The 18,985-nt window shown below is 67.4% G+C and carries 22 protein-coding genes; 8 read left to right on the top strand and 14 right to left on the bottom strand.

What is annotated here, in order from left to right; genetic code table 11:
- Nucleotide 1 precedes the first annotated feature (1 nt).
- From flhA to flhB, 3 genes are read left to right on the top strand one after another with little or no spacing between them, the layout of a single operon-like run.
- On the top strand, nt 2-2,104 hold the full coding sequence (flhA, locus tag ACJASC_RS14480) for a flagellar biosynthesis protein FlhA (RefSeq protein WP_415146625.1): 2,103 nt from the start codon (nt 2-4) through the stop codon (nt 2,102-2,104).
- 3 nt (nt 2,105-2,107) lie between these two features.
- Entirely contained in the window at nt 2,108-2,863 is a 756-nt protein-coding gene (locus ACJASC_RS14485; protein ID WP_415146626.1) for a flagellar biosynthetic protein FliR, read from the top strand.
- A gap of 10 nt (nt 2,864-2,873) precedes the next feature.
- Nucleotides 2,874-3,995, top strand: coding sequence for a flagellar biosynthesis protein FlhB (gene flhB, locus ACJASC_RS14490; protein ID WP_415146627.1), 1,122 nt, complete (start codon nt 2,874-2,876; stop codon nt 3,993-3,995).
- A gap of 28 nt (nt 3,996-4,023) precedes the next feature.
- Here the strand turns inward: flhB and ACJASC_RS14495 are convergent, their stop codons facing one another.
- From ACJASC_RS14495 to ACJASC_RS14510, 4 genes are read right to left on the bottom strand one after another with little or no spacing between them, the layout of a single operon-like run.
- Nucleotides 4,024-4,668: a MotE family protein gene (locus ACJASC_RS14495; RefSeq protein ID WP_021694177.1), complete on the bottom strand. Its 645-nt coding sequence runs from the start codon at nt 4,666-4,668 to the stop codon at nt 4,024-4,026.
- Nucleotides 4,665-5,066, bottom strand: a complete 402-nt coding sequence (locus ACJASC_RS14500) for a hypothetical protein (RefSeq protein WP_021694178.1) — start codon at nt 5,064-5,066, stop codon at nt 4,665-4,667. The genes ACJASC_RS14495 and ACJASC_RS14500 overlap by 4 nt, the downstream gene beginning before the upstream one ends.
- The gene (locus ACJASC_RS14505) at nt 5,050-6,006 is read right to left on the bottom strand and encodes a flagellar motor switch protein FliM (protein ID WP_415146628.1); all 957 of its coding nucleotides are present in this window, start codon (nt 6,004-6,006) and stop codon (nt 5,050-5,052) included. Before ACJASC_RS14505 ends, ACJASC_RS14500 begins: the two co-directional genes overlap by 17 nt.
- A gap of 11 nt (nt 6,007-6,017) precedes the next feature.
- Nucleotides 6,018-6,590, bottom strand: a complete 573-nt coding sequence (locus ACJASC_RS14510) for a flagellar basal body-associated FliL family protein (protein ID WP_415146629.1) — start codon at nt 6,588-6,590, stop codon at nt 6,018-6,020.
- A gap of 143 nt (nt 6,591-6,733) precedes the next feature.
- On the opposite strand from ACJASC_RS14510, the gene fliF reads away from it, so the two are divergent.
- The 5 genes from fliF to ACJASC_RS14535 are packed head-to-tail and all read left to right on the top strand — an operon-like array spanning nt 6,734 to nt 11,342.
- Nucleotides 6,734-8,422: a flagellar basal-body MS-ring/collar protein FliF gene (gene fliF, locus ACJASC_RS14515; RefSeq protein ID WP_415146630.1), complete on the top strand. Its 1,689-nt coding sequence runs from the start codon at nt 6,734-6,736 to the stop codon at nt 8,420-8,422.
- 1 nt (nt 8,423) lies between these two features.
- Complete coding sequence (locus tag ACJASC_RS14520) at nt 8,424-9,074, top strand: FliH/SctL family protein (protein WP_415146631.1); 651 nt, start codon at nt 8,424-8,426, stop codon at nt 9,072-9,074.
- Nucleotides 9,071-9,430: a FliM/FliN family flagellar motor switch protein gene (locus ACJASC_RS14525; RefSeq protein WP_415146632.1), complete on the top strand. Its 360-nt coding sequence runs from the start codon at nt 9,071-9,073 to the stop codon at nt 9,428-9,430. Before ACJASC_RS14520 ends, ACJASC_RS14525 begins: the two co-directional genes overlap by 4 nt.
- A gap of 8 nt (nt 9,431-9,438) precedes the next feature.
- Nucleotides 9,439-10,254 (top strand): flagellar type III secretion system pore protein FliP, encoded by an 816-nt coding sequence (gene fliP / locus ACJASC_RS14530; protein ID WP_415146633.1) that lies wholly within the window; start codon nt 9,439-9,441, stop codon nt 10,252-10,254.
- On the top strand, nt 10,251-11,342 hold the full coding sequence (locus ACJASC_RS14535; RefSeq protein ID WP_415146634.1) for a flagellar motor switch protein FliG: 1,092 nt from the start codon (nt 10,251-10,253) through the stop codon (nt 11,340-11,342). Before fliP ends, ACJASC_RS14535 begins: the two co-directional genes overlap by 4 nt.
- A 42-nt stretch (nt 11,343-11,384) precedes the next feature.
- Here ACJASC_RS14535 and ACJASC_RS14540 read toward each other — a convergent pair whose 3' ends face one another.
- The 10 genes from ACJASC_RS14540 to ACJASC_RS14585 form a co-directional block, all read right to left on the bottom strand.
- Nucleotides 11,385-12,209 (bottom strand): DUF1217 domain-containing protein, encoded by an 825-nt coding sequence (locus ACJASC_RS14540; RefSeq protein WP_415146635.1) that lies wholly within the window; start codon nt 12,207-12,209, stop codon nt 11,385-11,387.
- Nucleotides 12,206-12,685, bottom strand: coding sequence for a flagellar biosynthesis repressor FlbT (locus ACJASC_RS14545; protein ID WP_415146636.1), 480 nt, complete (start codon nt 12,683-12,685; stop codon nt 12,206-12,208). The genes ACJASC_RS14540 and ACJASC_RS14545 overlap by 4 nt, the downstream gene beginning before the upstream one ends.
- 1 nt (nt 12,686) lies before the next feature.
- Nucleotides 12,687-13,094, bottom strand: coding sequence for a flagellar biosynthesis regulator FlaF (locus ACJASC_RS14550; protein WP_021695580.1), 408 nt, complete (start codon nt 13,092-13,094; stop codon nt 12,687-12,689).
- 172 nt (nt 13,095-13,266) lie between these two features.
- The gene (locus ACJASC_RS14555; RefSeq protein ID WP_415146637.1) at nt 13,267-14,112 is read right to left on the bottom strand and encodes a flagellin N-terminal helical domain-containing protein; all 846 of its coding nucleotides are present in this window, start codon (nt 14,110-14,112) and stop codon (nt 13,267-13,269) included.
- A gap of 107 nt (nt 14,113-14,219) precedes the next feature.
- Entirely contained in the window at nt 14,220-14,630 is a 411-nt protein-coding gene (locus ACJASC_RS14560) for a hypothetical protein (RefSeq protein WP_415146638.1), read from the bottom strand.
- A complete protein-coding gene (locus ACJASC_RS14565; protein ID WP_415146639.1) occupies nt 14,627-14,929 on the bottom strand; it encodes a rod-binding protein in 303 nt (100 codons plus the stop codon). Before ACJASC_RS14565 ends, ACJASC_RS14560 begins: the two co-directional genes overlap by 4 nt.
- On the bottom strand, nt 14,929-16,044 hold the full coding sequence (locus tag ACJASC_RS14570) for a flagellar basal body P-ring protein FlgI (RefSeq protein WP_021695576.1): 1,116 nt from the start codon (nt 16,042-16,044) through the stop codon (nt 14,929-14,931). The genes ACJASC_RS14565 and ACJASC_RS14570 overlap by 1 nt, the downstream gene beginning before the upstream one ends.
- 120 nt (nt 16,045-16,164) lie before the next feature.
- Nucleotides 16,165-17,226: a flagellin gene (locus tag ACJASC_RS14575; protein ID WP_415146640.1), complete on the bottom strand. Its 1,062-nt coding sequence runs from the start codon at nt 17,224-17,226 to the stop codon at nt 16,165-16,167.
- Nucleotides 17,227-17,237: 11 nt separating this feature from the next.
- Nucleotides 17,238-18,653 (bottom strand): flagellar hook-associated protein FlgK, encoded by a 1,416-nt coding sequence (gene flgK, locus ACJASC_RS14580; protein WP_415146641.1) that lies wholly within the window; start codon nt 18,651-18,653, stop codon nt 17,238-17,240.
- A 52-nt stretch (nt 18,654-18,705) separates the two neighbouring features.
- Nucleotides 18,706-18,985: flagellar hook-basal body complex protein (locus tag ACJASC_RS14585; RefSeq protein ID WP_415146642.1), on the bottom strand; the 280-nt coding region annotated here is incomplete at its 5' end.

Raw genomic sequence — 18,985 nt, forward strand, 5'->3', positions numbered from 1 at the left:
CATGAGCCCGACCCCCGCTCCCAAGCCCAAAGGCCCATCGGCGTTCGTCACCATGGGTCTTGCCAACCGTGACGTGGGCTTCGCGCTCGGCGTCACGGCGGTTCTCGCCGTGCTCTTCGTGCCGCTGCCCTCGGTACTGCTCGACCTCGGTCTTGCGGTGTCGCTGGCGCTCTCGGCGCTGATCCTGATGGTGGCGCTGTGGATCCCGCGCCCGCTCGATTTCAACAGCTTTCCGACGCTGCTCCTCGTCGTGACCATGCTGCGCCTGTCGCTCAACGTCGCCTCGACCCGGCTGATCCTGAGCCAGGGCCATACCGGGCCCGGTGCTGCGGGCGGCGTGATCGAAGGGTTTTCACGCTTCATCGTCGCGGGCAGCTTCGTGATCGGCATCGTGATCTTCGCGATCCTCGTGGTGATCAACTTCATCGTCATCTCCAAGGGCTCGACCCGGATCGCCGAAGTGGCGGCGCGGTTCTCGCTCGACGCGATGCCGGGCAAGCAGATGGCGATCGACGCCGATCTCGGCGCGGGGCTGATCGACGAGGACGTGGCCAAGAAACGCCGCAAGGAGCTCGAAGACGAGAGCGGTTTCTTCGGGGCGATGGACGGCGCGTCGAAATTCGTGCGCGGCGACGCCGTGGCGGGCCTGATCATCACCATGATCAACATCGTCGGCGGCATCCTGATCGGCGTGGTCCAGCACGGGCTGCCGATCGGCGAGGCAGCCAACGTCTATACCACCCTGACCATCGGCGACGGTCTGGTGAGCCAGATCCCCGCGCTCATCGTCTCTCTCGCCGCCGGTCTCATCGTCACCAAGGGCGGCACCGAGGGCGCGGCCAACGAGGCGGTGCTGGCCCAGCTCGGCAAGTTTCCCAAGGCGCTCTACATGGCGGCGGGGCTTCTGTGCGGCATCGGCCTGCTGCCGGGCTTTCCCCTGCCCGTCTTCGCGATCCTCGCGGCGATGATGGCGGGCTTGGGATATGTCATGGATCGCGAGGCCAAGGCCCGGCTCGAACGCGAGGCGGTGCAGGCGGTGGAAAGCGCGCAGGCCGCCACCAAGGACCCCGAGGACGACGTTCAGCAGACGCTCAAGCTCGACGACCTGCGGCTTGACCTGGGCGGCGCGCTGGTGCCGCTGATCAACCGGCCCGACGCCGCCCTGCCCGGCAAGATCAAGAGCCTGCGCCATCTCTTCGCGCGTGACTTCGGCTTCGTGCTGCCTTCGGTGCGGATCAAGGACGACCCGTCGCTGGCCTCCGACAGCTATGCCATCACCGTGCAGGGCGTGGCCGCCGCCACCTCCGAGATCCGCGCCACCGGCATGATGGTGATCAACCCCGCCGAGGCCGGGATCGAGCTTCCGGGCCAGCGCACCAAGGACCCGACCTTCGGGCTCGAGGTGGTCTGGGTCGATCAGGCCCTCGCCGACGAGGCCGAGGCCGCGGGCTGCACCGTGGTCGACCCCGAAAGCGTCATCACCACGCATCTGACCGAGATCATCAAGCAGCACATGCCTGAGCTTCTGACCTATGGCGCGGTGCAGGAGCTGATCGAAGGGCTGCCGCGCCCCTATCAGAAGCTTGCCGGCGAAATCTCGGGCACCAGCCCGACGATCCTCGTGCAGCACGTGCTGCAGGCGCTGCTCCTCGAGCGGATCTCGATCCGCAACCTGCCACTGATCGTCGAGGCGATCGCCGAGGCCGGGCGCACCACCTCGTCGGTGACGCTGATCACCGAACATGTGCGCCGCCGCCTGTCGAACCAGATCTGCCACGCGCTGACCGATCCGTCGGGCTTCGTGCCGGTGATCACCATGTCGTCCTCGTGGGAGACCGAGTTCAACGGCGCGGTGCGGATGAATGGCGAGGAGCGCAATTTCCTGATGTCGCCGCAGCGGGTGCAGGAGTTCGTGCTCGAGGCGCGCAAGGAGATCCAGCGTTTTGCCCAGCAGGACGAATGGCCCGCGCTGATGGTCAGCCCCGAGGTCCGTTCCTTCGTACGCTCCATGCTCGAGCGCGTCAGCCCGATGACGCAGGTGATCTCGCATAACGACGTGCACCGGAAGGCCGCGCTGCGCACCGTCGCCACCATCGGCGGCTAGGGCTTGGACCTCGCCGAGTTCCTCGTGTCGCAGGTGCTGGCCGCGGGCCTCGTCTTCGCGCGGCTGGGCGCGGCGCTGATGTTTCTGCCGGGCTTCGGCGAACAGACCATCCCGCCCCGGCACCGGCTCTTGTTCGGCCTCGCGCTCAGCGCGGCGGTGGCGCCGCTGGTGCCGACCGGCGGACAGGCCGAGACCGCGCCCGTGGTGCTATTGTCGATGTTCGCGATCGAGATCACCATCGGGATCTGGATCGGCACCACGGCGCGCATCCTGTTCTCGGCACTGCAATTCGCGGGCTATCAGATCGGCATGGTGGCGGGCCTGTCCAACGCCTTCGCCCCCGGCTCCGGCAGCTTCGAGGGATCGACGCTGATCGCCGGGGTGCTCTTGATGGCGGGCGTGGCGCTGATCTTCGCGACCGAGCTGCACCATCTGATGATCCGCGCGCTGATTGACAGCTACGAATTGTTTCCGCCCGGCCGGCTGATGCTCGGCGATCTGGCGCAGCAGATGGTGCGTGCGGTGGCGCAGAGCTTTTATCTCGGGGTCTCTCTCGCGGCCCCCTTCTACGTGCTGTCGCTGGTGCTCAATCTCGGGATGGGGCTGGCAAACCGCGCGATGCCGAGCCTGCCGGTGTTCTTCGTCGCCGCGCCGATCCTGATCGCGACCGGTCTGCTGGGCCTCGTCGCGGCGGGGCCGGCCATGCTATCGGGAACCATGCAGGCGCTGGCCGACTGGCTCGCGGGCTTCAGCTTCTAAGGAGGGCGCGGTGTCCGACGAAGACAAGAGCAGCAAGACCGAGGAGCCGACCGAAGCCAAGCTGCGCAAGGCGCGCGAAAAGGGCGATGTCCCCTCCTCCAAGGAAACCGGCAACATGATGAGCGCCTTCGCGCTGCTCGTCATCTCGCTCTACCTTCTGCCGGGCCTGCTGCCCCGGCTCGCGGGCGATCTGTCGGGGCTGCTCGGCTCCGCGGGCAGCATCGAGATCGGCTCGGGCACCACCGGGCTGCGCGACATCAGCGGGCTGGCGCAGGACCTCGTCGGCACCGTGCTGACGACGCTGGCTCCCGTCGTGCTGGTGATGGTGCTCGCGGCACTGTTCGGGGTGCTGATCCAGGGCCAGACCGTGGTGGCGCTCGAGCGGATCAAGCCCAAGCTGTCCAAGCTCAACCCCGGATCGGGCTTCAAGAAGATGTTCTCGGCCGACGCCTTCGTCGAGTTCGGAAAGAACATCGCCAAGGTGGGGGTGGTCACGGTGATCGCCCTGCTGGCGGTGCGCTCCTCGGTGATGGACATCTGGGAGACGCCGGGCTTTGCGCCCGAAACGCTTCTGCCGCATGCGCGCGGGGCCGTGGTGCGCATCCTCATAGGGGCGACGGCCTTTCTCGCCGTGGTGGCGCTGATCGACATCATCTGGAAGCGGATGGACTACATCCGCAAGCAGCGGATGAGCCTCAAGGAGATCCGCGACGAGCACAAGGACAGCGAAGGCGACCCGCACATCAAGGGCAAGCGCGCCCAGATCCGGCGCAAGCGCGCGCAGCAGCGCATCGCCACTGCGGTGCCACAGGCGACCGTGGTGCTCACCAACCCGACGCACTACGCGGTGGCGCTGCGCTACACGCCCAGCCTCGATCCCGCGCCGGTCTGCGTCGCCAAGGGGGCCGATCTCATCGCGGCCCAGATCCGCCGCATCGCGCGCGAGAACGACGTCACCATCGTCGAGAACAAGCCGCTGGCCCGCGCGCTGCACGCGGCGGTCGAGGTCGACGAGGCGATCCCGGCCGAGCATTGGCAGGCGGTGGCCGAGATCATCGGCTACATCATGGATCTCAAGCGCCGCATCCGCCGCGCCCCGCCCGAAGGGTCGGCGCTGCGCGAGGAAGACTGAGGCCCGAAAGGCCGAAGGACCGGGGAGCTTACTGGAGCCGGATGCCGTTGAGCCGCTGGTCGCCCGGCAGCTTGGAACGTTCGAGGATGATCATCGAGATCGCCTGCGCGCGCACCACGTTCATCGCGGCCAGAACCGGCGCGGCGTCGCGCTCGGGCATCGCGCCGAGCACCGTCACCGCGACTTCGATGTCGAGATCGTTCATGATCGTCGCGGCGTCGCGCGGCTTCATGTTGACATAGAGCGCCACGAGGCGCGCCACGTCGGCCTCGCGGGCCTCGTCGATCTTGGTCATCAACCCTTCGAGTTCGCCGCGCAGCTCCGACAGCCGCGCCATCTCGATCGACAGCGTCTCCTCGGCCAGCGCGATTTCGGAGGCGCGCTCGTCGAGCGCGGCGCGCTGATCGTCCAAGAGCCCGCGTTCGGTGGCGATGGCCGAGAGCACCTCCTCGGGGGCGGCGCAGCTTTCGGGGATCGCGGGGGCCACCGCCGCGGTAGCGGGCTCGGGTTCGGGATCGCCCGCCGCGGCGTTCGCGGCGCTCACGAAGAGGCCAGGACGCGTGGGGATGTCGGGGCGCGGCGCGCCGAGATCGCCGACTAGCAACGACGCTTTGGCGACACCGGCCAGCGCCAAGGCGCCGATCACGATCTGGAAGGGGCGCGGTGCGTTCACTGGTCGCGCTCTCGCACGCTGTCGAAAAAGCCCTGCACCAGCTCGGTCTTGCCGGTGACGCGGGTGACCCCGGCAGCCTGCGCGCGGGCGCGGGCCGCGCGGGCGACCTTGTCGCCGCCGCGGGTCGCGGGCTTGTCGCCACGGGCCGCGGGCGCGGCCGCGTCGCGGCTGGCGGCGAGCGGGGCCTTCACGGGCGGATCGTTCAGGCTGCGCGCCACGCTGCCCAGATCGCGCACCGATTCCTCGGATTTGTCGACCGCCGCCGCATAGGCGGTGATCATCGGCTGCAGCTCGCGCAGGGTCTCCATCAGGAGCCGCACCCGGCGGTCCACCATCCAGGCATAGCCCAAGACACCGGCCAGCATCGCCAGGATCATCGCGTCAATCAGCAAGCTCACCGTCGCGCTCCTTTCCTTGATCGCCCAGATCGTCGGTCACGCGCAGCGCCACCGCCCCGTTCTTGCGCCGCCCCATCGCGGCGCGGAACATCGGTCGACCGTTGCACGATACGGTCGCCTCGTGATCCATGTCGACCCCGAGGTCAATGACATCGCCGGGCGCCCAGTCCAGAACCGTGCGCAGGCCGACACGCACCTCGTGCAGCACGGCGGTGATCCGCGCCTCCGAGCCCTCGATCGAGCGGCCCAAGGCCTCGCGCCAGCCATTGTCGCCGCCCAGTTCGCCGCCCGGAAAGTTCTGCGAGAGCATCGGACGCACCGTTTCCAGCGTGCTGTCGGGGATCACGAAATCCAAGGTGCCGCCGCGGTCCTCGAGGCTCACTTTCAAGGTGATCCGCACCGCCGGCGCGTTGGGCGGGGCCAGAACCGCGTTGGTGGGGCTGTTTTCGAGGTGATCGACTTTAAGCTTCACGCCGCCCACCGTCTCGAAAGCGGCCTCGAGTTCGCCCAGCACCATTTCTGCGAGGCGTTGGCCGAATCGCCGCTCGATCGCGGTAAAGCTGCGCGGCTTCCAAGTGTGACCGCCGCCACCGCGCCCGCCGAGCATGATTTCGAGTACCGAGAACAGAAGATCGGGTGAGATCGCCACCCCGATGCGCCCGTCCCAAGGCTCGGCCCGCACCACCGCCGTCAGGGCCGGGCCACCGATGGCTTCGAGGGCAGGCGCGCAGGGCAGGTAATCGAAGGCCGTCAGCGTCGCTTCGGTCGGCATCGCCGCAAAGCTCTTGAACGCGCTGCCCAAGGCCAGCGCGTAGCGGTCAAAGATGGCTTCCAGAAGCGGCAGCCGCTCGTAGCTGAGCGAGGCCATCTGGATGATCTGCTCCTCGATGCTGCCGTCCGACAGGCCGCCCTCGGGCTCTCTGAGCGTGCGCTGGTTCATGGCGGTCATTCCTACTGGATGATCATGTCGGAGACGAGGATCTCGCGCGGGGCCTCACCGCCGGACACGGCTCGGGCGCGGCGCAGCAGCTCGGATTTGAGATCCGCCAGCCCGAGGCTGCCGCGCAGGTCACGCTCGTCCAAGGTGCGCAGGTAATCCTGAAAGCTGTCGCGCATGTAGACCTGCCGCTCCTGCAGCCGGGCGGCGTCGGGGGTAGCCTGATCGTAGATCAGCGCGAGGTCGAGCTTGAGAAACCGGCTGGTCTGGCGGCCCGAAGCCGTGGTCGCGGTGATGTTGACGATGATCTCCTCGAAGGGCATCGCCATGCGCGACGGGTCGGTGGCGAGCGGCGAAGGCGCGTCCTTGGACGCCGCGTCGACTTCCCCCGCCTCGGCATCGTCGGGCGCTCCGGCCTCATCGCCCCCGCCCAACCCGGCAAGTTCCATGATCCGCGCCGGGCCCACCGCCGCGACGAGACCGCCACCCAGCGCGAGCACGGAGAGCAGCACGAGCAGGATCAGCCGCAGCCGACCCGGTCGGGCTCCGCTCTGCTTGCCGATCGTCTTCGCATTCACATCTGTCATTCTGGTTCCCGCTGGATCGTCGGAACATGGACAATATGTGTTGTTTGGGCCGAACAGGCAAGAACTTATCCATGACTATACTTGTTCCATGACCCGTATTGCAGATAGTTTCACGACAAAGACCCGTAGCGGCGAGGCCTTGCGTGCAATCCATCATCGAAAATCTCGCGGCCTTGGGCCGTCCTCGCCTGATCGCGCTCGGGGCCACCGGTCTGGGGCTGATCACGGCGCTTCTGGTGGGGCTGAACCTCGTCCTCGCGCCGAACTTCGCGCCGCTCTATTCCGACCTGTCCCTGGCCACCGCCGGACGCGTCGTCGCAGCGCTCGAACAGGACGGGGTCCCGGTGGAGCTGTCCGGCGGCGGCACCATCGTCAGCGTGCCGCAGGACGATGTGGCCCGCGCGCGGATGTCGCTGGCCGAACAGGGGCTTCCGGGCGAAGGCGGCGCGGGCTGGGAAATCTTCGACCAGTCATCGGGTCTCGGCATGAACAGCTTCATGCAGCAGGTCAGCCGTCTTCGCGCGCTCGAAGGTGAACTTGCCCGCTCGATCCAGACCATCGACGGCATCGACGCGGCCCGCGTCCACCTCGTGCTGCCCGAGCGCGAGGCATTTTCGCGCACCCGGCCCGAGCCCTCGGCCTCGGTCATCGTGCGCGGCCGCGCCACCTCGTCGATTTCGCGCCGCCAAGGCCTCGCGATCCGCGCGCTCGTGGCCTCGGCCGTGCCGGACCTCGCGCCGTCGCGTGTCACCGTGCTGTCGGCAAGCGGCGAGACGATCCTGTCGGAGGAGACCGAGGGCGACGCGGGCGTGCAGGCGGCGGGCGCCTCGATGCAGGAGCGGATGCAGCGCTCGATCACCGAAATGCTCACGGCGCGCGTCGGCGCGGGCAACGCGCGGGTGCAGGTCAATGTCGACCTCTCGACAGAGCGGCAGGTGATCCGCGAGCAAAGCTTCAACCCCGATCAGCAGGTGGTGCGCTCGACCGAGACCCGGCAGGAAGAAAGCCAGGACCGCGCCGGCACGCAGCAAGAGGTGGGCGTGGGCAACAACCTGCCCCCTGAGCTGGGCGGCGACGTCAATGGCGAACAATCCGCCTCGACCTCCAACCGCACCGATGAAATCGTCAACTACGAGATCGGCTCGACCCAGAGCGAGACCGTGCGCGAGCCCGGCGCGGTGGAGCGGATCTCGGTCGCGGTGCTGGTCAACGGCATCTACAACGTCGCCGACAATGGCGAGACGATCTACGAGGAGCGCAGCGCGGAAGAGCTGCAGCGGCTCGAACAGCTGGTGCGCTCGGCGGTGGGCTATGACGAGGCGCGCGGCGATCTCGTTTCCGTCGACAGCCTGCGCTTCATGGATTACTCGATGGATGTCGGCGCGCCGATCGGCCTGTCCCTGGGCCAGACCATCGCGCAGAACTTCGGCGCGATCCTGCGTGGCACCTTCGCCCTCGCGCTGGTGGCGGCGGTTCTGGCCTTCGGCCTGCGGCCGATGCTGCGCCGGGTGCTGCCCGAGGCCGCGCCCGGACTGGCGCTCGCGGGGGCCGAGGCCGGGGCCGGCCAGCTCGGCCATGACGGCACACAGCCGCAAGCCCTGCCCGGCATGAGCGATGCCTCCGGTGCGCCCGGCGCCCGCGGTCCGGCACAGCAGGCGGTGCTTCCCTACGAGCAGCAGATGGCGACCTATGACGGCGACGAGATGATCTCGCTCGCTTCGGTCGACGGCAAGATCGGCATGCGCAGCCTCGTCTCGGTCGGAGAGATGGTCGAGAACGAGCCCGAGGCCTCGCTGAAGGTCGTGCAGGGCTGGCTGGCCGAGGAGGCCTGAGATGGTGCTGTTCGACAGGGATTTCGACCGCGAGATCGCCGAGGAGCGTCGCGCCGTCGCGCGGGTGGAACAGGTCCGTCACAGCGATGACGACCTGCGCGCCGCCGTGGCCGAGGCCCGCGCCGAGGCGATCGAGCAGGGGCGCGCCGAGGGCCGGGCCGAGGCGGAGGCCGAGGCGCGGGCCGCCGAGGAGGCCGCCCGCTCCGCCGCGCTCGAGCGGATCGCGCAGCGGCTCGACATGGTGATGGCCGCGCAAGCCGAGCATCGAGCGGCGCTCGAACACCAGATCCTCGGCTATGCCGCCACCACCGCCGAGAAGGTGCTGCCCGAGATCATCGAGGACCGCGCCCATGCGCGCGCGCTGTCGCAGATTCGGCGCGGCCTGCGGCTCGGCCTCGGTGCGGCACGGCTCGAAATCGCCTTGCCAGAGGGCGCGCAGGCGCTGCACCGCGATGTCACGGATCTGGTCGAGAGCCGTGGCCTCGCCGCGCGCACCGCCATCACCGCCGATCCCACCCTCGCCCCCGGCGACATCCGCGTCGCATGGGAGGGTGGGCGTCTCGACTACAGCTTTGCCGCGATCTGCGACGAGATTCTGAGCACCCTGCGGGCCCATGCCCGCCCCACCCCCGCATCGGAGGACCGCACGTGACGGACACCCCCACCAAGACCACCGGCGCCGAGTTCCCCGAGATCGAGGACGACGCCGCCGCCCTGTTCGACGACGCGCCCGAGGCCGAGGCCCCCAAGGGCGGGCGCAACATCGAGGCGATGCTCAATGTCGGGCTCGACGTGCAGATCGTGCTGGGCCATGCGCGGCTGCCGATCTCTCAGCTTCTGAAGTTCGGACGCGGCTCGGTGATCGAACTCGACAAGCGGATCGGCGAACCGGTGGAGGTCGTCATCAACGACCGACTCGTGGCGCGCGGCGATCTCGTGAAGCTGGGCGACGCGCGGATCGGCGTCTCGCTCACCGAGATCGTCAAGGACTACGTGTCGGAGAACTGACGGCACCGATGCCCCGCCCCCCCCATCAGATAGCGATCGCGGCCCTCGCGCTGATCGCCCTGCCTGCCCTGCCCGCCATGGCGCAGGATGGCGCGGGCGTGCTCGGCGCGCTGGGCGAGGTATTCTCGGACGCAGCACCGGGCTCGGATGAGCGCGCCAGCCTGTCGGGGCGGATCATCCAGTTCGTGGCGTTGATGACGGTGTTGTCGATCGCGCCGGGCCTGCTGATGATCATGACCAGCTTCACACGCTTCGTGATCGTGTTCTCGATCCTGCGTTCGGCGCTCGGTCTGAACCAGACGCCGCCCAACATGGTGCTGTCGTCGATGGCGCTGTTCATGACCTTCTTCGTGATGCAGCCCGTGTTCGAACAGGCTTGGGAGAACGGGCTGCAGCCCTTGATGGACAACGCCATCACCGAGGAACAGGCGATCATGCGGATCGGCGATCCGTTCAAGGACTTCATGTTCGCCAACACCCGGCCGCGCGATCTCGAACTGTTCCAGGGCCTCGCCGCGCGCGCCGACGGCAGCGAGCCCGAGCCCGTCCCCGAGACCGCCCGGGAGGCGGGCTGGCGTTCGCTGATCCCGGCCTTCATGATCTCGGAGCTGCGCCGGGCCTTCTCGATCGGCTTCCTGATCTATCTTCCCTTCGTGGCGATCGACCTGATCGTCGCCTCGATCCTGATGAGCGCCGGCATGATGATGCTGCCGCCCGTGTTGATCTCCTTGCCGTTCAAGGTGATCTTTTTCGTGCTGATCGACGGCTGGTACATGCTGGCGGGCAGCTTGATGGAAAGCTACGTGCCCTTGGCCGGAGGATGACGATGAATGCGATGACCCCCGCGCCCGCGCGCAATCCCGAGCAGAACCCCGTGCGCGCAGCGGCGACGCCCCCCACCCCGCCGCTGCGCCGCCTGCGCGGCCCCGAAAAGGCGGCGATCCTGTTTTTGTGCCTGGGCGAGGAGCGCGGCTCCGAGCTGATGCGCAAGCTGGCACCCGAGGACATCGCCAAGATCACCCGCGCGGTGGCCCGCCTCGGCGTGGTGCAGGCCGAGTTGGTCGAGATGGTGCTGGCCGAGTTCTCGGAAGGCGTCGACAGCGGCGGCGGCGTGGTCGGCTCGCTCGCTTCGGCCGAGGCAATGCTGCGCGCCTTCCTGCCCGAGGAGCAGGTCGAGGCGATCCTGCGCGACATCCGCGGCCCGATGAAAGAGCGCGACCTCTGGGCCAAGTTCTCGGCGATGAACGAAAACGTCATCGCCGCCTATCTCAAGGGCGAGCACGAGCAGACCGCCGCCGCGATCCTGTCGAATGTGGACACCGAGGTCGCCGCCAAGGTGCTGCCGCTCCTGGGCGAGGAGGCGATGCGAGAGGTGGTCGAGCGGATGATCCGCATGGAGGCGGTGCCGCCCAAGATGATGGCGCAGATCGAGGAGACGCTGCAGACCGACATGCTCTCGGCCGGCGGCCAGTCGAGCGCCGTCGAGATGGAGCAGCGCATGGCGGATCTGTTCAACAAGCTCGACCGCGATGTGTTCGAGGGGCTCCAGACCGCGATCGACGTGCGCAAGCCCGGCGCGCTCGATGGCATCATGGCAAGGATGTTCACCTTCGAGGACCTGATCCGCCTCGACGCGCAGAGCCTCGCGCGGGTGATGCGCGGCCTGACCGGCAACACGTTGCCGCTGGCGCTGCGCGGTGCCAGCAAGGAGATGCGCGCGCATTTCCTCGACGCGCTGACGGCACGCGCGCGCGACATGCTGCTCGATGAGATGAACACGATGGGCCCGGTCCGGGGACGCGACGCGCGCGCCGCCCAGACGATGATCGTCGATTACACGCGCCAGCTTGCCGACGACGGCGCGATCGACCTGCCGACCGCGGGCGACGAGGATGAAGAAATTCTCGATTGACGGATGGCTCCGAAGGCGCGGTTCGCGCCTTCGGCCACCGCGTCAGTAGGAGCTGCGGCGGAACGAGGTCACGGCGCTGATGTCGAGGGTGATCGGCGTGAACTGCCCCCCCGCCCCGGCGCTCACGGCCGCGTTCATCAGCGTCAGCGCCACGTTCGAGGCGCTGTTCACCCCGGCTTGGGCATCCGAGATCGCAACATATTTGCGCTCGAGCTTTTCAAGCTCGGCGGGGTCTTGAAGCTTGGTGATATCGAACTTGGCCTTGAACAGCTCGACCTGCTTGTCGATGTCGAGGCCCGAAACGCTCGAGGGCACGCCCAGCGAGGTGCGCATGAACTCGGTCATTTCCGGGTCCTTCAGAACATCGAACCAGTTCTTGACGGTTTCGGCCTTGCGCCGGAATTCGAGCACGGTGCCGACCTTCTCGTTCTGATCGGCTTGCGCGCTTTCGAACCGCTGTTCGACGTACTTATTGACCATCACCTTGCGCCACGCCGCGGAGTCTGTCAGCGAGTTTCGCGTGCCTTCGTCCTTGAAGCCGAGCTGCGTGTGCATCTCCTTGAACCGGGAATCGGTCAGGCGGTTGACCAGTGACGCGGGATCGTCCGCATCGCTCTTGAGCAGCTTCTTGATCAGGGCCTTGCCAAAGATCTGGTCCTCGAGATCGAAGGCCTTCATCACGAAGACATAGAGCTCGCGGTCCTCCATCAGCTGATCGACGGTCTCGACGTCGCCGATCCGCGCCTCGAAGGCGGCGATGGCGCGCTTGTCCTGAGCGCTGTTGCGAATCTGCTCGAGCTGGCGGTCGCGCGTGGCGTCCACCAGCTGCAGGCTCGTCCGGGTGTTGAGACCCGAAAGGCTGATCACCCTTGCGCCCTCCGCTCGGGGTGGCTGTGGGGCGGCTGCGCCGCGATCTCCGGCTCGATCGCCGCGAGGTCGGACTGCGCGCGGGTCGCGATCCGCTCGAACAGCTCGGCCTCATGCGCGATCACCGGGCGCAGCGCTCTGAGCGCCTTGTAGTAATCTCCCATGGACACGAAGTTGGCCGCCTCGAAGACATGACCGAGGCTGGGATTGCCGAAGACCATCGCAAGGTCGGCTAGTTGACTCTGTATCAACGGCAGCAGATCCTCGCGGACGGCCCTCTGGATCAGGGCGGTCTGGATCAGGTAATAGACACGCGTCACCGGGGTCACGCGGGCCTCCGGGTCCAGAAGGTCGTGGCCGCGCACCACGTCAGCCTGGCTTTCGATGGTCAGCACATGGCGTCGCGACGAGTTGCGCATCATGCAGCCGTTCACGACGATCCGTTCGTCGGGCTTGAGGGTGAGTTTGAGCGCCATGTCAGGCCACCTCAGCGGCGGCGACCGAGCCCTGCCCCGCGAGGCCCGCGACGATCGAGCGGTTGATGTCGACGAGCGCGCGGACACCGGCATTGCCGCCCATCACGCTGCTGGTCTGGCGATCGACCCACATGGCGAGGGAAATGAGCCCGGCGCGCAGATCGGTGGGCAGCGCGTTCTTGGGCTGCGACAGGTCGAACTTCAGTTCGTTCCAGAATTTCTGATTGGTCGCGAGATCGTCGCGCAGCCCGTCGGCCAGGAGTGTCGAGCGATCAAGCTTGCTCTCGGCACGGTCATAGGCGTCGGCGCGCGCGGCGAGTTGCCCAGTGACCCGGCTCAGGATGCGGCGTTCGATCTGGCGGGGGGTTTCGCTTTCGCGGATGGTGGTTTTATAGGCGGCGATGCTCATGCGTTCTGCTCTCGCTCAGGGCCCCGCTCTTCTGGCGGGAACGGTGGAGGCGGACGCAGGCGCAACCCGAGGATCGCGCAGACGCGTCAGCCGGTCGGAAATTGTCAGGGGGGAACCGGGCGCCGGCCCGGCGGGGGTGCGGCCCGCCCCATAGGGCGAGCCGCGTCAGGCCTTAACGGAACAGGCTCAGGATGTTCTGCGGCGCCTGGTTGGCGATCGAGAGTGCCTGAGTCGAGAGCTGCTGCTGGACCTGCAAGGACTGCAGACGAGCCGCCTCTTCTTCCATGTCGGCATCGACCATGGAGCCAATACCGCTGTCGAGCTTGTCCGAAAGCGAGGTCAGGAAATCCTGCTGCGTTTCGATGGTCTTTTCCGACACGCCCAGCGTGGTCGCCGCATCGATTGACTTGCCCAATTCTGCCTCAGCGGTCTGCAGATCGGCCGCCAAATCTGTCGAAGTCTCAACGTTAACTGTCTTCAATTGCGTGGCGATAGCCTTCATGTCCACTTTGCCGAAGGTCATCGTGGTAGGAGCTTGAAAGGCTCCTGCACCATCCCGGGTCACACCCGTTACCGCCGTGATTTCGGTCGCTTGCGTTGCATCAGCGGCATCGTAGAACATCGACGAACCGTTGAAGGTGGATTGCGCGATGATACCATCCATACGCTTGGTCAGCGCTTCGAGTTCCTTTTGCACTTCGGCGCGGTCTACACCCTCGCCCTGCGCAAATGCGACGCGCTCGACGAATTCAGTCGCAAGGTCTGAAATGGTCTCGGCGCCGAGACGACCCGTGGAAACCACGTTCTTCGTCAGGGTCAGGCCTTCGTTAACGGCCTTCGTCATACCGCTATCGCCTTTCATCGTCTCAGAGATCGAGAAATAGGCGGCGTTATCCTTGCCCGAGGACACTTTCAGGCCCGAAGATATGCGGTCTTGAGTGTTGGAGAGGTTGGAGTTGATGTTGCGCAGAGTCGACAGCGCGTTCATTGCGGAATTGTTGGTGAGGATCGAAGACATTGTAGTTCTCCAGCGTTCTTACTGTTCGATCGTCTTTCTGACGAAGTCGGCATGACCGCCGCGGTATGACTATGGTTAAATCCATGAATTGGGGCGCGTTTGTGGCGCTATACGGACTTATCCATGGGGGCGCGGGAGAGTGTGTCCCCGGCGCTACGGTTTCCGTCGGCACCATAGAGACCGCCGAGCCCGTGCCGGGCGCGCAGCCGCTCCAGATCTCGGGCGACGCCTGCCGTCGTCTCGCGCATCCGGCCCAGCATCGCCGCATCGCGGGAAATCAGGGCCGCCAGCGCCGCGAGGTCTTCGCGCAACGTCGCGGAGGCGTCACCCCCCGCGCCGAGCGCCGCCTCGATCACCGGCCCCGCCCGGTCGAGACGCGCCACGAGAGCGGTCTTCGCCTCAACCCGCTCCGCGACGGCCGAAAGCTCGCCTGCCCTGACGTCGGCGATCTCGGCTTCGAGCAGGTCGGTCAGCGCGGCGATGTCGGCGCGCGCCTCAATGATGGTCTGTTCGCTCATGATGCGTTCTCCGTTCCACCGTCGCCATAGGCACCGATCGCGCGTGCCACGCTCTGGGCGATGCCGGTGCTGCCCTGATCCGAGATCTGCTCGGCGAAGGCGCGCGCGAGAAAGCTGCGCCAGGTTTCCTCGGCATGACCGCCGCCGAAGCTGCCGGTGTCGACGCTTTTCAGCATCTCATCGACGGTCTGGGCGAGGAACATCTCCTCGAACTTGCGGGCGGTGGCCATGGTCTCGGGATCGGGCGCGCGCGCCTTGGCGAGCTGCCTGATCGAAAGGGGGCCGGGTGTGATCTCCATCAGATGATCTCCAGATCAGCGTGAAGCGCGCCCGCGGCCTTGATGGCCTGCAGGATCGAAATGGTCTGGCTGGCCGTAACGCCGATGGCGTTGAGCCCGTCGACGAGGCGCTGCAGGCTGACATCGCCTTCGAGGATCGAGAACTGCGCCTCCTGCTCCTCGACCGTCACCTCCGTCTGCGGCACCACCACCGTGTTGCCGATCGAGATCGGCTCGGGCTGGCTCACCTCGATCTCTTCCTTGACGATGACCGTGAGGCCGCCCTGGCTCACCGCGACCTCGGCGATGCGCACTTCCGAGCCGATCACGATGGTGCCCGAGCGCGCGTCGATCACCACCTTGGCGATGGCGTCGGGCTGCACGCGCAGCCCTTCGATCTCGGCCAGCATGCCGGGGATGTCGACCTTGGCGGCCGAGCGCACTTCGACGGTGCCCGAATCGAGCGTGGTGGCGATGCCGCCCAGATGCGCGTTGATCGCCTGCTCGACCCGCTTGGCAGTGGTAAAATCGGGGGTGCGCAGCGCGATGCGAATCGAATTCATCGTCGAGAGGTCAAAGTCGATCTCGTTCTCGACCGTGGCGCCGTTCTCGATTCGCGCAACCGTCGGCACGCCCTCGACTATCGAGGCGTTCGCCCCCTGCGCCGCGTAGCCCGCCACCGCGATCGGCCCTTGGCTTACGGCATAGACCTCGCCATCCGCCCCGGTGAGCGGGGTCACGATCAGCGTGCCGCCGCGCAGGGACGACGCGTCGCCCAGAGAGGAGACCACCACGTCGATGGTCGAGCCGCGCCGCGCGAATGGCGGCAGCATCGCGGTGACCATGACGGCGGCGGTGTTCTGGGTGCGCATCTGCTCGTCGGTCAGGTTACCGACGCCAAGTCGCTCCAGCATCCCCTCGATCGAGCGTTCGGTGAAGGGCGAGTTACGCAGGGAATCGCCGGTGCCGTTAAGGCCGACCACGAGGCCGTAGCCCACGAGCTGGTTCTCGCGGACACCCTCGAACTGGGCGATGTCCTTGATCCGCACCTCGGCCCGCGCCATCGGCGCCAGTGCCGGTGACAGCCCGAGCGCCAGACACAGGAGGGGCCACGCCCTGCAAAACCGCCTTGCCATGTTCTGCTCCCGCCAGATCGTGCCATCGTCACCCTAGCGAGAGCGGTGCCGTGACCACAAGAACAGTCGGAACAATCCATGCATAGGTTGCATTTAAGCAATCTATGCATGGTTGCACGGTCACATGTAGTTCAGGAAAGACAGCCGCGCGAGCTTGGCCGTGACGGCGTAGGTGGCTTCAAGCTGCGTTTCCAGCTTGTTCAGCCGGGTCGCCGCCTCGTAGGGATCGGCCCCTTCAAGGGCGTTGGTCTGGCTGCGGTAGAGGTCGAGCCGCAACGCCTGCGAGGCGCGCAGTTCCTCGACGCGAGCGTGCTGCGCCCCCATCCGGCTTTCGGCGGCCAGGATGCCTGCGGCGCCGGTCCCCAGAGCATTGAAGGCCTCGTCGAACCAGGCCTTGCGCGCTGCGGGGTCCTCGATCTCGGAAATGTCGCCCGCAGCCAGCATCGCCAGGCCACGCAGCGTGTCGCGCATTCCCGGATCATTGGCCTGCACGCCGTAATCGATCGTCTCGTCCACGTCGATCCGCGCCGAGAGACGGCCCGGCTCGGAAGCCGGGCTGCCGTTGTAGAAGGTCTGCTCGAAGCCTTCGGCCGCGGCCCCGCCGGTCGAGAACACCGCGACCAGTTGGTCGGCCATCGCCGCCGCGTCGGCGGCGTCGGTCGGGCCCGCGCCATAGATCGCGTCGATCACCTCCGACGGGGCGAGACCGCTGCGCGGGTTCGCCTGATCCCATGGCTGCAACGGCAGCTTGCCACTGTCGAGGCCGCCGAAAAGCGCGCTGCCCTGCACGGTGCGGTTGGCCTGACCGACAAGCTGCTCGATCGCGGCGCGCGCGGCGGCCTGCAACTCCTTGCCCCGCGTCAGCCCATTGGCCCCGGTCTGCGCGGCGAGGTCCTGTACGCCGCCGATCGTGTCGCGGATCTCGCCGAGCGCCTGCGCTCCGGTGTCGAGACGGTAGGAGAGCAGTTCGTTCGACAGGACGAACCCTTCCATCCGCTGGGTTTCGGAGCGCAGGGCCAGCGCCTCTGCCGAGCGGTTGCCAAGGGCGCGATAGACGTCGGCCTTGCGGCTCGTGCTCATCTCCTGCCCGGCCTCGCCGAGCTTGCGATCGAGTTCGCCGATCTGGCGGTTTCTGGCGATGGTGCTTTGCAGGCTGCCGAGGCTGCGGGTCATCGAAATCATCATCGCTCTCCTTACCTGACCGCCGCGAGCAGCGTGTCCATCATCTCGCCCAGAGTCTTCATGACGGTGGCGTTGGCGGCATAGCTCTGCTCGATGAGCATGAGCTGCTGCAACTCCTCGTCGATGTTGACGCCCTGCACCGAGGCGCGGGCCGCCTCGACTGCATCGCGCCCGGCCGAGAGCGATTCGGCGTCATCGCGCGCGGTGTTGCGCATCTGCTGGTGGTCGGCGATCAGCCCGGCGGTGAATTCGGCCAAGCTGCGCTCCTCCCCCAGACCCGCCGCCGCGTCGAAATCCGTGCGCGCGCCGAGCATCGTGACATAGCCATTCACGCGACGCCCGTCGGAGGCCGGCCCCTCGGCCACGGCCCCCATGCCGTCGCGCAGCCGCCATGCCCCGCCGCCTGCGTCGGAGCGCACGGCGTCGTTGACGGCGATCCGCGTGGCCAGCCCTTCGAGACCCGCCGCCGAATAGGCCGCCCCTTGATCGGTGAACAGGCCCGCCTGCCCGGCGGCGAGGCTGTCATCGGCCGCTTCGAAGCCCTGAACGAGGCTGCGCGCCATCTCGTCGAGCTGCAGCTGCATGCGCGGCACATCGCCCGTCAGCAGGCTCAGCCGTCCGGCGAGCCGCCCCTCTTCGGAGCCGCGCGCTCCGGCGACGCCGGGGGTCACGTCGACACCGCCGAGGGTCAGGCGATCTGTCTGCCCGTCGAAGACCAGCTCGTGCGCGGCGTTGTTCTCGACCAGCGGCGCGCCGCCGGTGGTGAAGATCGAAATCCGGCCCGAAGCGTCGTAGCTGGTGCGCACGTCGAGCACCTCGCTCAGCCCGTCGAGCTTGGCCGAAAGGCTGTCCTGTAGCGAGGCGCGGCGCTCGGTGAGACCGTATTCGGCGCTGATCTTGCGGTTGACCTCGACGATCTCGGCCAGCTGGGCGTTGATCTGGCTCACGTCGTCGCGCACGCCTGCGCGGGCGTTGGTCTCGACCCGCTCTAGGCTGTCTGCAGCGTCGCGCAGGGTCGAGGCCATCGCGATCGCCGCGCGCACGGCGTTTTCCTGCAGCGCGGGCTGCGCCGGATCGGAGGCCACGGCGTCGAGCGCGCTTTGCAGCGTGCCGAGGCGGCCGTGCAACCCGGTCGAGGAATCGATGTCGCCCAAGGTGCTGGCATGGCTTTCGAGCGCGGCGGCGACGACCTCGCGGCCCGCCACGCGCGAGATTTCCAGACGGTGCGCCTGTTCGAGGCGGTCGTCGACGGCCCGGGCATAGCCCGTGACCGCGACGCCGCCGCCGGGCAGGGTCGTCATCGGCGCGCCGCGCCGCGAATAGCCCGGGTTCGACGCGTTGGCGATGTTGCTCGAGGTCGTTTCCGACCAGCGTTCGGCAGCGGCGAGGCCGCTGCGGCTGGCGGAGAAGGCGGCGGTAATGCTCATTCTGCACTCCTATGAAGTGAGGCGCGGCGCATTCTGCTGCCGCCTGCCCGGCTCAGCGCTTGAGGTTGGTGGTTTCCTGCAGCATCTCGTCGACGGTTGTGACGATCTTGGCGTTCGAGGAATAGGCCCGCTGGGTGCGGATCAGGTCGGTGAGCTCCTGCGCCACCTCGACGTTGGAGCTCTCCAGCGCCCCGGCGGTCAGCGATCCGGCCGAGCCCTGCCCCGCCTGGTTCAGGCTGAACTTGCCCGAGCTGCGCGACAGCGCGTAGGCGTTGCCGTCGGCGGCCAGAAGACCGTCGGGGTTGGCCACCTCGGCCAGCGGGATGTTGTAG

This window comes from Limimaricola cinnabarinus, from assembly GCF_047631075.1.
Taxonomy (GTDB): Bacteria; Pseudomonadota; Alphaproteobacteria; order Rhodobacterales; family Rhodobacteraceae; genus Limimaricola; species Limimaricola cinnabarinus.

Excerpts from the sequence above, each read along its gene's own strand:
- flhA (WP_415146625.1), top strand. The coding sequence starts at position 2 with ATGAGCCCGACCCCCGCTCCCAAGCCCAAAGGCCCATCGGCGTTCGTC.
- ACJASC_RS14505 (WP_415146628.1), bottom strand. The coding sequence starts at position 6,006 with ATGAACCAGCGCACGCTCAGAGAGCCCGAGGGCGGCCTGTCGGACGGC.
- ACJASC_RS14510 (WP_415146629.1), bottom strand. The coding sequence starts at position 6,590 with ATGACAGATGTGAATGCGAAGACGATCGGCAAGCAGAGCGGAGCCCGA.
- ACJASC_RS14520 (WP_415146631.1), top strand. The coding sequence starts at position 8,424 with ATGGTGCTGTTCGACAGGGATTTCGACCGCGAGATCGCCGAGGAGCGT.
- fliP (WP_415146633.1), top strand. The coding sequence starts at position 9,439 with ATGCCCCGCCCCCCCCATCAGATAGCGATCGCGGCCCTCGCGCTGATC.
- ACJASC_RS14535 (WP_415146634.1), top strand. The coding sequence starts at position 10,251 with ATGACGATGAATGCGATGACCCCCGCGCCCGCGCGCAATCCCGAGCAG.
- ACJASC_RS14545 (WP_415146636.1), bottom strand. The coding sequence starts at position 12,685 with ATGGCGCTCAAACTCACCCTCAAGCCCGACGAACGGATCGTCGTGAAC.
- ACJASC_RS14550 (WP_021695580.1), bottom strand. The coding sequence starts at position 13,094 with ATGAGCATCGCCGCCTATAAAACCACCATCCGCGAAAGCGAAACCCCC.
- ACJASC_RS14555 (WP_415146637.1), bottom strand. The coding sequence starts at position 14,112 with ATGTCTTCGATCCTCACCAACAATTCCGCAATGAACGCGCTGTCGACT.
- ACJASC_RS14560 (WP_415146638.1), bottom strand. The coding sequence starts at position 14,630 with ATGAGCGAACAGACCATCATTGAGGCGCGCGCCGACATCGCCGCGCTG.
- ACJASC_RS14565 (WP_415146639.1), bottom strand. The coding sequence starts at position 14,929 with ATGGAGATCACACCCGGCCCCCTTTCGATCAGGCAGCTCGCCAAGGCG.
- ACJASC_RS14570 (WP_021695576.1), bottom strand. The coding sequence starts at position 16,044 with ATGGCAAGGCGGTTTTGCAGGGCGTGGCCCCTCCTGTGTCTGGCGCTC.
- ACJASC_RS14575 (WP_415146640.1), bottom strand. The coding sequence starts at position 17,226 with ATGATTTCGATGACCCGCAGCCTCGGCAGCCTGCAAAGCACCATCGCC.
- flgK (WP_415146641.1), bottom strand. The coding sequence starts at position 18,653 with ATGAGCATTACCGCCGCCTTCTCCGCCAGCCGCAGCGGCCTCGCCGCT.